The organism is Kitasatospora sp. NPDC052868 (genome assembly GCF_044547105.1).
GTDB lineage: Bacteria > Actinomycetota > Actinomycetes > Streptomycetales > Streptomycetaceae > Kitasatospora.
Genome location: NZ_JBITZW010000001.1, coordinates 337707 through 352789 on the forward strand (window position 1 = coordinate 337707; position 15083 = coordinate 352789).

6 protein-coding genes are annotated in these 15083 nt (G+C 72.7%); 5 read left to right on the plus strand and 1 reads right to left on the minus strand.

The window, feature by feature from the left end; all coding sequences use genetic code 11:
- The first annotated feature begins 122 nt into the window (after nucleotides 1-122).
- The gene (locus ACIGZJ_RS01525; protein WP_396455400.1) at nucleotides 123-3149 is read left to right on the plus strand and encodes a bifunctional [glutamine synthetase] adenylyltransferase/[glutamine synthetase]-adenylyl-L-tyrosine phosphorylase; all 3027 of its coding nucleotides are present in this window, start codon (nucleotides 123-125) and stop codon (nucleotides 3147-3149) included.
- Nucleotides 3150-3217: 68 nt separating this feature from the next.
- Here ACIGZJ_RS01525 and ACIGZJ_RS01530 read toward each other — a convergent pair whose 3' ends face one another.
- Nucleotides 3218-4183 carry a phosphatase PAP2 family protein gene (locus ACIGZJ_RS01530; RefSeq protein ID WP_396455401.1) on the minus strand — a complete coding sequence of 322 codons (966 nt, stop codon included), beginning with the start codon at nucleotides 4181-4183 and terminating at the stop codon, nucleotides 3218-3220.
- A 319-nt stretch (nucleotides 4184-4502) separates the two neighbouring features.
- Between ACIGZJ_RS01530 and pulA the strand changes: the two genes are divergently transcribed.
- From pulA to ACIGZJ_RS01550, 4 genes are all read left to right on the plus strand, one after another.
- Nucleotides 4503-10010 (plus strand): pullulanase-type alpha-1,6-glucosidase, encoded by a 5508-nt coding sequence (gene pulA, locus ACIGZJ_RS01535; RefSeq protein WP_396455402.1) that lies wholly within the window; start codon nucleotides 4503-4505, stop codon nucleotides 10008-10010.
- Nucleotides 10011-10572: 562 nt separating this feature from the next.
- Entirely contained in the window at nucleotides 10573-12909 is a 2337-nt protein-coding gene (locus ACIGZJ_RS01540; RefSeq protein ID WP_396455403.1) for a M4 family metallopeptidase, read from the plus strand.
- A gap of 291 nt (nucleotides 12910-13200) precedes the next feature.
- A complete protein-coding gene (locus ACIGZJ_RS01545; RefSeq protein WP_396455404.1) occupies nucleotides 13201-14562 on the plus strand; it encodes an ammonium transporter in 1362 nt (453 codons plus the stop codon).
- Complete coding sequence (locus ACIGZJ_RS01550) at nucleotides 14559-14897, plus strand: P-II family nitrogen regulator (protein ID WP_387940236.1); 339 nt, start codon at nucleotides 14559-14561, stop codon at nucleotides 14895-14897. Before ACIGZJ_RS01545 ends, ACIGZJ_RS01550 begins: the two co-directional genes overlap by 4 nt.
- Nucleotides 14898-15083: the final 186 nt, after the last annotated feature.

Here is a 15083-nt window from a genome sequence, read left to right on the forward strand (position 1 = left end):
TACCGCCCGCGGTCGGCGGCGGGGCGCGCGGCGCGGAGCGCGGCCGCGTACCCTGCTGGAGGCGGCTCGGACCGGTCGGGAGCGGGCCGCGCGGGCCGCGCAGGCCGGAAGCCGGAGGGGCGATGTCGGTGGAGGATCAGCGGGCCGGGAGCCGGGTCAGCCGGCCGGAGATCAGGCTGGTGCGGCGCGGATTCACCGACCCGGCGCAGGCCGTCAGGCTGCTCGCCGGGCCCGGTCTGGAGGGGCTGGCCGACGACCCCGTGCTGCTGGACGCGCTTGGCGCGACCGCCGACCCGGACCTCGCCCTGCTCGGTCTCGCCCGTCTGCTGGAGTCCGCCGACGAGCAGGACCGGCACACCCTGCGCGACACCCTCACCACCTCCAAGCCGCTGCGCGACCGCCTGCTCGGCGTGCTCGGCGCGTCCACCGCGCTCGCCGACCACCTGGCCCGGCACCCGCACGACTGGCACGCCCTGGTCACCTTCGAGCTGCGCGACATGCACCCCGGCCCGGACGACTTCCGGCGCGCGCTCGACCAGGGCGTCCGGGGCCACGCCGTCCCCGACCGGCCGGACGCCCTGCGGGTCGCCTACCGCCGCTGCCTGCTGGCCATCGCCGCCCGCGACCTCACCGGCACCACCGACCTCGCGCAGACCGCCGCCGAGCTCGCCGACCTGGCCGGCGCCACCCTGGAGACCGCCCTCGACATCGCCGCCGAACAGGACCCGGAAGCCGCCCGGTCCTGCCGCCTCGCCGTCATCGGCATGGGCAAGTGCGGCGGGCGCGAGCTCAACTACGTCTCCGACGTCGACGTCATCTTCGTCGCCGAGCCGCAGGAGGGCGTCGACGAGCACGAGGCCGTCAAGGCGGCCACCCGGCTCGCCGCCGCCCTCACCCGGATCTGCTCCGACACCACCGGCGAGGGCACCATCTGGCCGGTGGACGCCAACCTGCGCCCCGAGGGCCGCAACGGCCCGCTGGTCCGCACCCTGGCCAGCCACCTCGCCTACTACCAGCGCTGGGCCAAGACCTGGGAGTTCCAGGCCCTGCTCAAGGCCCGGCCGGTCGCCGGGGACGCCGAGCTCGGCGCCGCGTACCTGGAGGCGCTCGCCCCGATGGTCTGGCAGGCCGCGGCCCGGGAGAACTTCGTCGCCGACGTGCAGCAGATGCGCCGCCGGGTGATCGACTCCATCCCGGCCACCGAGCTGGACCGCCAGCTCAAGCTCGGCCCGGGCGGCCTGCGCGACGTCGAGTTCTCCGTCCAGCTGCTCCAGCTGGTGCACGGCCGCACCGACCCGGCGCTGCGCAGCGGCAACACCCTGGAGGCGCTCGCCGCGCTCTCCGGCGGCGGCTACGTCGGCCGGGCCGACGCCGTCTCGCTGGACACCGCCTACCGCTTCCTGCGCTCGCTGGAGCACCGGATCCAGCTGCACCGGCTGCGCCGCACCCACCTGATGCCCAAGGACGAGGGCGACCAGCGCCGGCTCGCCCGCTCGCTCGCGCCGCTGATCAACGACGACACCCGCGCCGACCCGGTCGCGGCCCTCCAACGCGAGTGGCGGCGGCACTCCGTCGAGGTCCGCCGACTGCACGAGAAGCTGTTCTACCGGCCGCTGCTGGACGCCGTCGCCGAGCTGCCGGCCGGCGCCGCCGGCCTCACCCCGGACGCCGCCCGGGCCCGGCTGGAGGCGCTCGGCTACGCCGACCCGGCCGCCGCGCTGCGCCACCTCGCCGCGCTCGCCTCGGGCGTCAGCCGCAAGGCGGCCATCCAGCGCACCCTGCTGCCGGTGCTGCTCGGCTGGTTCGCCGACTCCGCGGATCCGGACGCCGGGCTGCTCAACTTCCGCCAGGTCTCCGACGCGCTCGGCCGCACCCCCTGGTACCTGCGGCTGCTGCGCGACGAGAGCGCCGCCGCCGAGCAGCTGGCCCGCGTCCTGTCGGCCGGCCGGCTGGCCCCCGACCTGCTGTTGCGCGCCCCGGAGGCGGTCGCCATGCTCGGCGACCCGCAGGGCCTGACACCGCGCGGCCGGCCCGCCCTGGAGCAGGAGATACTGGCCGCCGTCGGCCGGGCCGACACCGCCGCCAGCGCCGTTGTCGCGGCCCGCTCGGTGCGCCGCAGGGAGCTGTTCCGGACGGCCGCCGCCGATGTCCTCGGCCGGCTCGGCGACGACCCGGCCGAGGCGCTGGACGCCGCGGGGGAGGCGCTCACCGCGCTGAACGCCGCGACCCTCCAGGGCGCGCTGCGCGCCTGCACCGCAGGCTGGGAGGCCCGGAACGGCGAGCTGCCGACCCGGATCTCGGTGATCGCGATGGGCCGCTTCGGCGGGCGCGAGCTCGGCTACGGCTCCGACGCGGACGTGCTCTTCGTCCACGAGCCGCTGCTCGGCTCGCTGGACCAGGACGCCGCCCGGGCCGCCCAGGCGGTCTGCCACGAGCTGCGCACCCTGCTCGGTGCGCCGTCCACCGAACCACCGCTGCTGGTCGACACCGACCTGCGCCCCGAGGGCCGCAACGGCCCGCTGGTGCGCACCCTCGCCTCGTACGCGGCGTACTACCGGCGCTGGTCGCACGCCTGGGAGAGCCAGGCGCTGCTGCGCGCCGAGCCGGTGGCCGGGGACGCGGAGCTGGGGGAGCGGTTCCGGCAGCTGATCGACCCGCTGCGCTACCCGGGGACGGGCGTGCCCGAGCGGGACGTGGTGGAGATCCGCCGGATCAAGGCCAGGATCGAGGCCGAGCGGCTGCCGCGCGGCGCCGACCCGACCACGCACACCAAGATCGGCCGGGGCGGCCTGGCGGACGTGGAGTGGACGGTCCAGCTGCTCCAGCTCCAGCACGGCCACGAGCTGCCCGCCCTGCGCACCACCCGGACCAGGGCGGCGCTGGCCGCGGCCGTCGAGGCCGGACTGGTCGGGACCGAGGACGCGGCGGTGCTGGACGCGGCCTGGGTGCTGGCCTCGCGGGTGCGCTCCGCGGTGATGCTGGTGCGCGGCCGGCCGGGGGACAGCTTCCCCGCGGAGGCGCGGGAGCTGTCCGGGGTGGCCCGCTACCTCGGCTACGGCGCCGGGCACAGCGGCGAGCTGGTGGACGACTACCGGCGCACCACCCGGCGGGCCCGCGCGGTGGTGGAGCGGCTGTTCTACGACGGCTGAGCACGCGGGCCGGTACGTCGAAGGGTCCCGCAGACCAGGTCTGCGGGACCCTTCGACAGGAGCGGGGGTCAGCGCCGCCCGGCGCCGACCGCGGGCTCGCTCCACTGCTCGGGGACGGTGACCGGCTCGTCCTGCGCGCCCCGGGCCGGCACCCGGGGCAACCGGTAGGGCCAGGAGTGGTAGAGCCAGCGGGCCGCGAGGAAGCCGACCAGGAGGCAGAGCTCACCGCCGACGGCGTCCATCCAGAAGTGGTTGGCGGTCGAGACGATCACCACCAGGGTGGCCAGCGGGTACAGCAGGCCCAGCACCCGGACCCAGGCCCGGCGGGCCAGGAAGAAGATCGCCAGACCGCACCACATCGACCAGCCGATGTGCATCGAGGGCATCGCCGCGTACTGGTTGGAGACGTGCGTCGCGGGCCCGGAGGCCATCGAGCCCCAGGTGTTGTGGACCTTCAGGGTGTCGATGAACCCCCCGTCGGTCATCAGCCGGGGCGGTGCCAGCGGGAAGAAGTAGAAGCCGACCAGCGCGATGCCGGTGGTGACGAACAGCACCGTGCGGGCCGCGGCGTAGCGGCCCGGATGGCGGCGGTAGAGCCAGACCAGCACGCCGATGGTCACGATGAAGTGCAGCGTCGCGTAGTAGTAGTTCATCCCGACGATCAGCCACGAGGCCTTGTCGACCGCGTGGTTGACCGAGCGCTCGATCGCGACGCCGAGGCTCTGCTCGAAGTCCCAGATCCAGGAGGCGTGCTTCTGGGCTATCGCCTCCTGCTCGGGCACGGCGTTGCGCACGAGCGAGTACACCCAGTAGCTGATCCCGATCAGGGCGAACTCGAACCAGATCCGCGGCCGGGTCGGCGAGCGGCGCTGGTCGCGGATGCGGCTGCGCAGCGCGGCCGAGCGGGACTGGGCGACACGGGTGGCTCCGTCGGGCATCCGGCCGGGCTCGGCCGGGCCTGCTCCGGAACCGCCACCGTGCGCCGCGCCGGCGCGATCGGCGCCGGTCTGCTGGATCTCGGTCGGTTCCCCCATGGACGAGAAGTCTGCCAGACGTCCCGTAGCCGTCTGCTCATCCTCTGGAAGTGGATTCTTCACCGGATGTCCCCCTTGAGGGTTAGGGGGCGGCTCCCACCGGGGTAGGGGGTGCTGTCGGGTCTGGTACGAACCGGTGGGACGGGCATACGTCCCATTGTCACGCCGAGTCGATCGGGCGGCGCAAGCGGGGGGTCGGCCAGTGCCTCGGGGGCCGTGTTTTCCCGGCACGAAACGGTTTCTGCATCTTGCTGAAACATATTGCAGCCCGCTAGCGTCCTGGCCACCCGATCCCCCTTCCCCCGCAAGGGAGCCCTCAGTGGCCGATCTACCGCCCCGCCGCCCGCGGAGCACCACCCCCCTGCGCAGACCGGGCCGTGCGGCCGTGCTGCTCGCCGCCGCACTGACCGCCGCCACCCTCGGCACCACCCCCGCGGCCCTCGCCGCCGCCCCGCCCGCCCCGCCCTCGGACGCCGCGCTCGCCGCCACCGCCGGGCGGCACGACCTCACCCGCGAGCAGTTCTACTTCGTCCTGCCGGACCGCTTCGCCAACGGGGACCAGGGCAACGACAGCGGCGGCATCACCGGCAGCCGGCTGGAGAACGGTCTCGACCCGGCCGACAAGGGCTTCTACCACGGCGGCGACCTCGCCGGCCTGATCCAGCGGCTCGACTACATCCAGGACCTCGGCACCACCGCGATCTGGATGGCCCCGATCTTCACCAACAAGCCCGTCCAGGGCACGGGGGAGAACGCCTCGGCCGGCTACCACGGCTACTGGATCACCGACTTCACCCGGGTCGACCCGCACTTCGGCACCAACGACCAGCTCAAGGAACTGATAGCCAAGGCCCACGCCCGGGGCATCAAGGTCTTCTTCGACGTCATCACCAACCACACCGCCGACGTCATCGACTACCAGCAGAAGCAGTACGGCTACCGCTCCACCGGCGCCTACCCGGTGCTGGACGCGGACGGCCGGCCGGTCGACGAGACCGCCGTCGCCGACGCGGGCACGGCCTGGCCGAGGACCGGCCGGGACTCCTTCCCCTACAGCCCGGTCTTCCGGAACCCGGCCGACGCCACCGCCAAGACCCCGGCCTGGCTCAACGACCCCTCGCTCTACCACAACCGGGGCGACTCCACCTTCGCCGGCGAGTCCGCCACCGAGGGCGACTTCTCCGGCCTGGACGACCTCGACACCCAGAACCCCCGGGTGGTCCAGGGCTTCGAGAAGGTCTACCAGCAGTGGGTCAAGGACGCCGGGGTGGACGGCTTCCGGATCGACACCGTCAAGCACGTCAACATGGCGTTCTGGCAGCAGTGGGCGCCCGCGCTCAAGGACTTCGCGGCCAAGCAGGGCAACAAGCGGTTCTTCATGTTCGGCGAGGTCTACTCCGGCGACCCGGCCGTCACCTCGCCCTACGTCACCAAGGGCAGGCTCCAGGCCACGCTGGACTTCCCGTTCCAGAACGCCGCCCGCTCCTACGTCTCCCAGGGCGGCTCGGCCGCGGGCCTCGCCGACGTGTACGGCCAGGACTACCGGTACACCACCGCCGACACCGACGCCTACGAGCTGCCGACCTTCCTCGGCAACCACGACATGGGCCGCTTCGGCTCCTTCCTGCTGGCCGACAACCCGGGCGCCGACGAGGCCACCCTGCTGAGGAAGGACCGGCTCGGCAGCGAGCTGCAGTTCCTCACCCGCGGCCAGCCCGTCGTCTACTACGGCGACGAGCAGGGCTTCACCGGCGCGGGCGGCGACAAGGACGCCCGGCAGGACCTGTTCGCCTCGAGGACCGCGTCGTACAACGCCGACCGGGTGCTCGGCGGCGCCACCGGCCCGGCCGACCGCTACGGGCAGGGCGGCGAGCTGTACCAGGGCGTCGCGGGCCTGGCCAAGCTGCGCCGGGACCACCCGGCGCTCGCGGACGGCGCCCAGATCCAGCGCTACGCCGCCGACGGCGCGGGCGTGTACGCCTTCTCCCGGATCGACGCCGGACAGCAGGTCGAGTACCTGGTCGCGGTCAACAACGCCACCGAGGCGAAGACCGTCACCCTGGACACCTTCTCGGCCGGGCAGGGCTTCGACCGGGTCTACCCGGCGGCCGGGGAGCGGCTCGCCAGCGGCGGAGACCGCAGGGTCACCGTCACCGTGCCGGCGCTCTCCTCGGTGGTGTTCAAGGCCGCCGGGAGGCTGGCGCCGGTGCCCGCCGCCCCGCAGCTCGCGCTGAAGACCCCCGCCGACGGCTCGACCGGCACCGTCACCATCGGCGCGCAGGTCGACGGCGGCGGCTTCGACCGGGTCTCCTTCGCCGCGCAGATCGGCACGGGCGGCTGGCAGGTGCTCGGCAGTTCGGACACCGGCGCGTACCAGGTCACCCAGGACCTGAGCGCGGTCGCACCCGGCACGGTCGTCCGCTACAAGGCCGTCGTCCAGGACTCCTCCGGCCACCTGCGCTCGGCCACCGGCTCGTTCACCACCGGCACCCCCGCGCCCAAGCCGGTGCCCAGCGCCGCCGCCCGCCCGTACGCGGTCGTGCACTACCAGCGCAAGGACAACGCCTACGACGGCTGGAACCTCTACGCCTGGGGCGACCTCGCCGACGGCGAGGGCACCCAGTGGCCCGCCGGGCACGGCTTCACCGGCCGCGACGCGTACGGCGCCTTCGCGTACGTGAAGCTGAAGGCCGGGGCCTCGGACGTCGGGTTCATCGTCGAGAAGGACGGCGTCAAGGACGTGGACGCCGACCGCCACATCGACGTCGGCGCGACCGGCGAGGTCTGGCTCGCCGAGGGCGACCCGACCGTCCGCACCGCCAACCCCGGCCCGGTCGCCACCCTGCCCGCCGACACCGCCGTCATCCACTACAACCGGGCCGACGGCGACTACGACGGCTGGGGCCTGCACGACTGGACCGGCGCCGCCAAGCCCACCGACTGGGGCGGCCCGCTGACGCCGGTGCGCCGGGACGCCTTCGGCGCCGTCTTCGAGGTGCCGCTCGCCCCCGGCGCGACCAGCCTCAGCTACATCCTGCACAAGGGCAACGACAAGGACCTGCCGAGCGACCAGTCGCTGGACTTCGCCGTCAACGGCCGCGAGGTCTGGATCCTGGGCGGCCGGGAGGGCTACCTGCTGCCGCAGGGCTCGACCGCCTCCGCGCAGGTGGACCTCGGCTCCGCCAAGGCCCAGTGGATCGACGCCCGCACGGTGGTCGTCCCCGCCGCGTACGGAGCCAACGACGCGGCCCTGGCCGGCGGGACCAGCGCCCAGCTGGTGTACGACCCGGCGGGCGGCATCACCGCGGACAAGGGCGTGCTCTCCAGGCCCGGCCAGTGGATCCGCCTGGATCCCGCCCCCGGCGGCCTGACCGCCGCGCAGAAGGCCGCGTACCCGCACCTGGCGGGCTACCGCGCCTTCACCGTGGACGCCCGGGACGCCGGCCGGGTCGCCCAGGCGCTCCGCGGCCAGCTGCTGTTCACCGAGCACCTGCCCAGCGGCGCCGTGCTCGCCGCCACCGGGGTGCAGACCCCCGGCGTCCTGGACGACCTGTACGCGCGCCGCACCGGGAAGGTCGACTTCGGCCCGGCGTACTACCGCGGCAAGGTGGCGCTGTCCCTGTGGGCGCCGACCGCGCAGGAGGTGTCCGTCCAGGTCTTCGACGGCCCGTCCGGCGGCACCCCGAGGACGCTGCCGCTGAAGCTGGACGACGAGACCGGCGTCTGGGAACTCGTCCGCGACAAGGCGGAGTTGGACGGCAAGTACTACCTGTACCAGGTGAAGGTCTGGGCGCCGGACGTCCAGCGGGTGGTGACCAACGCCGTCACCGACCCGTACTCGGTGGCGCTCTCCACCGACTCGGCGCGGAGCCTGGTGGCGGACCTCTCCGCCGCGGAGCTCAAGCCCCGCGGCTGGGAGGAGCACACCGTCCCGAAGGCCGTCCCGCCCGCCCGGCAGCAGATCCAGGAACTGCACGTCCGGGACTTCTCGGTGGAGGACACCACCGTGCCCGCCGCCGAGCGCGGCACCTACCTGGCCTTCACCGAGTCGAAGTCGGCCGGCATGCAGCACCTGCGGGACCTGGCCAAGGCCGGGGTGACCACCGTCCACCTGCTGCCGACCTTCGACATCGCCACCATCCGGGAGAACCGGGCGGAGCAGAGGCTGCCCGGCTGCGACCTGGCCGCCCTCGCGGCGGACAGCGAGAAGCAGCAGGAGTGCGTGGCCGCCGTCGCCGCCGAGGACGCCTACAACTGGGGCTACGACCCGCTGCACTACACCGTGCCGGAGGGCTCGTACGCCACCGACCCGCAGGGCACCGCCCGCACCGTCCAGTTCCGGCAGATGGTGCAGGCGATCCACGAGGCCGGGCTGCGCGTGGTGCTGGACGTGGTCTACAACCACACCGCCGCCGCCGGGCAGGCCGAGCACTCGGTGCTGGACAAGGTCGTCCCCGGGTACTACCAGCGGCTCGACGCCAACGGCAAGGTGACGGCCGACAGTTGCTGCGCGGACACCGCGCCCGAACACGCCATGATGAACCGCCTGGTGGTGGACTCCGTCACCACCTGGGCCCGCGAGTACAAGGTGGACGGCTTCCGCTTCGACCTGATGGGCCTGGACCCGAAGTCCACCATGCTGGACGTGCAGGCGGCGCTGCGGAGGATGACGCCGGACTCGGACGGCGTGGACGGGAAGAACGTCTTCCTCTACGGCGAGGGCTGGAACTTCGGCGCCGTCGCGAACAACGCCCGGTTCGAGCAGGCCACCCAGCTGAACATGGCCGGCACCGGCATCGCCACCTTCGACGACCGGATCCGCGACGCGGCGCGCGGCGGCAACTACCAGCTGTCCTCCGCCCCGCAGCAGGGCTTCGCCTCGGGCCTGTACACCGACCCGAACGGCTCGGCGGACAACGGCACCCCGGAGCAGCAGAAGGCCCGGCTGCTCCAGCAGATGGACCAGTTGAAGGTGGCGCTCACCGGCAACCTGGCCGGCTACACCTTCACCGACAGCTCCGGGCGGACCGTCACCGGCGCGGGGGTCGACTACAACGGCTCCCCGACCGGCTACGCGGCCAGGCCCGGCGAGTCGGTGGAGTACGTGGACGCGCACGACAACGCCGACCTGTTCGACGCGCTGGCCTTCAAGCTCCCCGCGGGCACCGATCCCGCCGACCGGGCCCGGATGCAGGCGCTCGCGCTCTCGCTGACCGCCCTGACCCAGGGCCCGGGCTTCGCCCAGGCCGGCAGCGACCTGCTGCGCTCGAAGTCGCTGGACGCCAACTCCTACGACTCCGGTGACTGGTTCAACGCCATCCACTGGGATCCGGCCCAGGGCAACGGCTGGGGTCGGGGCGTGCCGATGGCGGCCGACAACAAGGGGATGTGGCCGCTGTCCGCGTCCCTGCTGGCCAACCCGAGGCTGAAGGTCGGCGCGGCGCAGATCGCGGCGACGACCGAGCAGTACCAGCAGTTCCTGCGGATCAAGCAGTCCTCGCCGCTGTTCTCCCTGCCCACCCTGGCCGAGGTGCAGCGCCGGCTCTCCTACCCGCTGTCCGGCACCCCGGGCGAGGCGCCCGGGGTGATCACGCTGCACCTGGACGGCACCGGCCTGCCGGGCGCGGAGAAGGGCCTGACGGTGGTGTTCAACGCGACGCCGACCGCGCAGAGCCAGACCGTGGCCGCCCTGAAGGGGACGACCCAGGGGCTGCACCCGGTGCAGGCGGGCGGCGCGGACGCGGTGGTCGGGCGGTCCGGCTTCGACGCCGCGACCGGGACCTTCACCGTGCCGGGCCGCACCGTGGCGGTGTTCGTCCAGCACTGACGGTCCGCCGGATCCGGGCCCCGCACCGCCGTCAGGCGGTGCGGGGCCCGTGCCGTTCCGGTTCCGTTTGCAGCAGTTTCATTCGGTGATTGGCCGGAAACCGACGCTGGCACGGCCGGAATGGTGACGTGCCGCGCCGGCCGGGCGCTGTCGTCCGGGTTTCGGACCGATCGCGGCCCCGGCGTGCTGGTCAGTGACCGCCGGGTGTGGTCAAACCTTCCGGTGCTATTGAAAACGGTGTCCAGAACTTCGTCCGGCTGTAACACGGTTGGCGGCCCGGTGGATGAACGGTCGCTGGTGCGAATCGGCCAATCCGTGGCATGCATCTGTCATTCACGACTCGTTTGCTGCCACGATTCCTCCGGCTGCAGACGTGGGGGCCCCACCCCCCGGTGCAGCTGCCCCAGGCCAGGTACAGCGCACCCCCTCGGCAAGGCAACCAGCTCCGCACACCGCACCCGCGCCGCACACCGGTGGCGGGGGCCCCCACTGTGCCGCAACCCCGCGGTCCAGGTTCTCTCCACCGCACGCGAACCCCGCGCCGGTCGGAAAAGGAGTCCGCATGTCCCGTTACACCCAGGCTCGGAAGGCTGCGGTTGTCATGGCCGCCACCACCGCGCTGCTGGTGACCGGCTTCCCCGTCATCGCGCAGGCGGCCACCGCCGACGCCCCGACGGCCGTCGCGGCCCAGCAGACGAGCCGTGCCCAGCTGATCGCCTCCGCGACCCAGCAGACCTCCACCCTCGCCCAGACCCTGGGCCTGGGCAGCGAGGAGAAGCTGGTCACCAAGGACGTCGTCCAGGACGCCAACGGCGCCCGCCACCTGCGCTACGAGCGCACCTACGCCGGACTCCCGGTGCTCGGCGGCGACCTGATCGTCCACCAGGACGCCACCGGCGCCACCCAGGGTGTGACCAAGGCCACCGAGGCCTCTCTGACCGGTGTGAACACCACGCCGAAGCTCGCCGCGCCGGCCGCGCAGTCGGCCGCGCTCGCCGCCGAGTCCGGCTCCTCGCTGGAGAACGCGCCGCGCCTGGTGGTCTGGGCCGCGGACGGCAGCCCGCGGCTCGCCTGGGAGACGGTCGTCTCCTCCACCGAGGAGGACGGCACCCCGAGCAAGCTGCACGTGGTCACCGACGCGACCTCCGGCCAGGTCATCCTCAAGTTCGAGGGCGTCAAGACCGGCACCGGCAAGGGCGTCTTCGTCGGCAACGTGACCGTCGGCACCACCCAGTCGGGCTCGACGTACCAGCTCAAGGACGGCGCCCGCGGTGGGATGTACACCACCAACCTGAACCACGGGACCTCCGGTACCGGCACGCTGTACACCAAGTCCACCGACAGCTGGGGTGACGGCACCGTCGCCAACAGCGAGTCCGCCGCGGTCGACGCCCACTTCGGCGTCGCGGCCACCTGGGACTACTACAAGAACACCTTCGGCCGCAGCGGCATCCGCAACGACGGTGTCGGCGCCTACAGCCGCGTCCACTACGGCCAGAACTACGTGAACGCGTTCTGGGACGACGACTGCTTCTGCATGACCTACGGCGACGGTGACGGCAACACCCACCCGCTGACCGAGCTCGACGTCGCGGGCCACGAGATGAGCCACGGCGTCACCGCCGCCACGGCCAACCTCACCTACTCGGGCGAGTCCGGCGGCCTCAACGAGGCCACCTCGGACATCTTCGGCACCATGGTCGAGTTCTACGCCAACATCCCGACCGACAACCCCGACTACCTCATCGGCGAGTTGATCAACATCAACGGGGACGGCACCCCGCTGCGCTACATGGACAAGCCGTCCAAGGACGGCGGCTCCGCCGACTACTGGTCCTCCACGGTCGGCAACAAGGACGTCCACTACTCCTCGGGCGTCGCCAACCACTTCTTCTACCTGCTGTCCGAGGGCAGCGGCGCGAAGGTCATCAACGGCGTCAGCTACAACTCGCCGACCCAGGGCAACATCACCGTCACCGGCATCGGCCGGGACAAGGCGGCGGCGATCTGGTACAAGGCGCTGACCACCTACATGACCTCCAACACCAACTACGCCGCGGCGCGCACCGCGACGGAGAAGGCGGCCACCGACCTCTACGGCGCGGGCAGCGCCGAGCTCCTCGCGGTCGGCACCGCCTGGGCGGGCGTCAACGTCGGCACCGTGCCCCAGAACCCGGGTGGCGTCACCGTCACCAGCCCGGGCAACCAGAGCACCAAGGTCGGCACCGCGGTCAACCTGAGCATCAAGGCCAACGGCGGCACCGCCCCGCTGACCTACTCGGCCACCGGCCTGCCGGCCGGCCTGTCGATCAACGCCTCCACCGGCCTGATCACCGGCACCCCGACCGCCGTCGGCACGTCCACCGTGACCGTCACGGCCAAGGACTCCGCCAACAAGACCGGCACCGCCAGCTTCACCTGGACGGTCACCGACGGGACCAGCACCTGCACCCCGGCGGAGCTGCTCGGCAACGCCGGCTTCGAGACCGGCACCGCCGCCCCCTGGACCGCCTCCAGCGGCGTCGTCGACTCCAGCTCCTCGCAGGCCGCGCACGGCGGTACCTGGAAGGCCTGGATGAACGGCTACGGCTCCACCCACACGGACACCCTCTCGCAGACGGTGACCATCCCGGCGAACTGCAAGGCCTCGCTGAGCTTCTACCTGCACATCGACACCGCCGAGACCGGCACCACGGTGTACGACAAGCTGGCGGTCACGGTCAACGGCACCGCGCTGAAGACCTACTCCAACGTCGACAAGGCGACCGGCTACCAGCTGCGCACCTTCGACCTCTCGGCCTACGCGGGCCAGACGGTCACCCTGAAGTTCACCGGCACCGAGGACTCCTCGCTGCAGACGAGCTTCGTGATCGACGACGCCTCGATCGCCACCAGCTGACCCTGATCCAGGGCCAGTAGAACCAGGTAAGACAGGGAGCAGGGCCCGGCAGCCATCGGCTGCCGGGCCCTGCGTCGTCGGTGAGGTTCCGGAAACCCGTCGGCAACCGCCGGGCAACGGTCGGGCAACACGAAACACGGCCGAAACGTGTCCGTCCGCAACAAGAAATCCGCCCCCGTAAAACTCTCCCATCCGACCTGCGACCCCGCCCACCCGTCGCCCGCCACCACCCTCCAGGGGCGCGCCGGGTGGGGCACCCCTGTCCGCGCAGGCCTCTGGGAAGGCACGCCCATGTTCCTGGCTGACCCGTCGTTCCTGGCCGACCCGTCACCCGGCCTCGACACCGGTGACACCGCCTGGCTGCTGGCCAGCACCGCGCTCGTCCTGTTGATGACCCCCGGCCTGGCCCTGTTCTACGGCGGCATGGTGCGCACCAAGAGCGTGCTCAACATGCTGATGATGAGCTTCGTGTCGATCGCCGTGGTCACCGTGGTCTGGCTGCTGGCCGGCTACTCGCTCGCGTTCGGCCCGGACGCCGGCGGCTGGGGCCTGATCGGGGGCCTGGACCACCTCGGGATGGCCGGAATCACCCCCTCCTCGCTCACCGGGCACGTCCCGACCGTGCTGTTCGCCACCTTCCAGCTGACCTTCGCGATCATCACCGCCGCGCTGATCAGCGGCGCCATCGCGGACCGCGCCAGGTTCGGGGCCTGGGTGGCCTTCACCGCCGTCTGGACGCTGCTGGTGTACGTCCCGGTGGCGCACTGGGTGTTCGCGCCCGGCGGCTGGATCCTGTCGAGGCTGGGCGCGCTGGACTTCGCCGGCGGCACGGTGGTCGAGGTCAACTGCGGGGCGAGCGGCCTCGCCCTGGCGCTGTTGCTCGGCCCGCGGATCGGCTTCGGCAAGGAGGCGATGCGCCCGCACAGCCTGCCGCTGGTCCTGCTCGGCGCCGGACTGCTCTGGTTCGGCTGGTTCGGCTTCAACGCGGGCTCGGCGCTGGGCGCCAACGGCCTGGCGGCGTCCGCGCTGCTCAACACCCAGGCGGCGGGCTGCACCGGGCTGCTGGGCTGGCTCCTGGTGGAGAAGCGCCGGGACGGCCACGCGACCACGCTCGGCGCGGCCTCCGGCGCGGTGGCCGGACTGGTCGCGATCACCCCGTCCTGCGGCAGCGTCGACCTGGTGGGCGCCCTGGTGATCGGGCTGCTGGCGGGCGTGGTCTGCTCGTACGCGGTGAGCTGGAAGTTCCGCTTCGGCTACGACGACTCGCTGGACGTGGTGGGCGTGCACTTCGTGGCCGGGGTCATCGGCACCGGGCTGATCGGCCTGTTCGCCACCACCGCGATGACCGGCGGCCCGGCCGGCCTGCTGCACGGCGGAGGCTTCGGGCAGCTCGGCCGGCAGCTGGCGGCGGTGGCGGCGGTGGCGGTGTACGCCTTCGCCATGACGTACGCGATCGGCCGGGTGATCGACCGGCTGATGGGCTTCCGGGCCGACGAGGAGCAGGAACTCGCCGGTCTGGACCTCGCCGTGCACGCCGAGACCGCGTACGATCACGGCGTCCTGGGCCACGGTACGACGGCCCACGCCACGGTGGCCCGGGCCACCGCCGCCTCCGTGCTCACGCACTCGTCCGACAGGACCCCCTCCGCATGAAGCTGATCACCGCGATCGTCAAGCCGTTCAAGCTGGACGAGGTCAAGAACGCGCTGCAGGCCGTCGGCGTGCACGGACTGACCGTCACCGAGGCCAGCGGGTACGGGCGCCAGCACGGCCACACCGAGGTCTACCGGGGAGCCGAGTACCGGATCGACCTGGTGCCCAAGGCCCGGATCGAGGTCGTGGTGGAGGACGCGGACGCCGAGCGGGTGATGGAGGAGATCGTCCGGGCCGCCCGCACCGGGAAGATCGGCGACGGCAAGGTCTGGTCGGTCCCGGTGGAGGACATCGTCCGGGTCCGTACCGGCGAGCGCGGGCCGGACGCGGTCTGACGCCCGCCTGACGTCTGGTCGGCGCCTGGTTGACGCCTGTCGGACGCGCATTGCCGCGCCGGCCCCCTCGCGGGGCCGGCGTTTCGCGCGCGCCCGGGCGCCTTCGTCCGACCCGAGGGGTCGTATGCGACCTTTCCGGGGCTGCGGAAACGTTCCTCCTTGGCTCTTGACGGCCCCTGCGGGCGG

Excerpts from the sequence above, each read along its gene's own strand:
- ACIGZJ_RS01525 (WP_396455400.1), top strand. The coding sequence starts at position 123 with ATGTCGGTGGAGGATCAGCGGGCCGGGAGCCGGGTCAGCCGGCCGGAG.
- ACIGZJ_RS01540 (WP_396455403.1), top strand. The coding sequence starts at position 10,573 with ATGTCCCGTTACACCCAGGCTCGGAAGGCTGCGGTTGTCATGGCCGCC.
- ACIGZJ_RS01530 (WP_396455401.1), bottom strand. The coding sequence starts at position 4,183 with ATGGGGGAACCGACCGAGATCCAGCAGACCGGCGCCGATCGCGCCGGC.
- ACIGZJ_RS01545 (WP_396455404.1), top strand. The coding sequence starts at position 13,201 with ATGTTCCTGGCTGACCCGTCGTTCCTGGCCGACCCGTCACCCGGCCTC.
- ACIGZJ_RS01550 (WP_387940236.1), top strand. The coding sequence starts at position 14,559 with ATGAAGCTGATCACCGCGATCGTCAAGCCGTTCAAGCTGGACGAGGTC.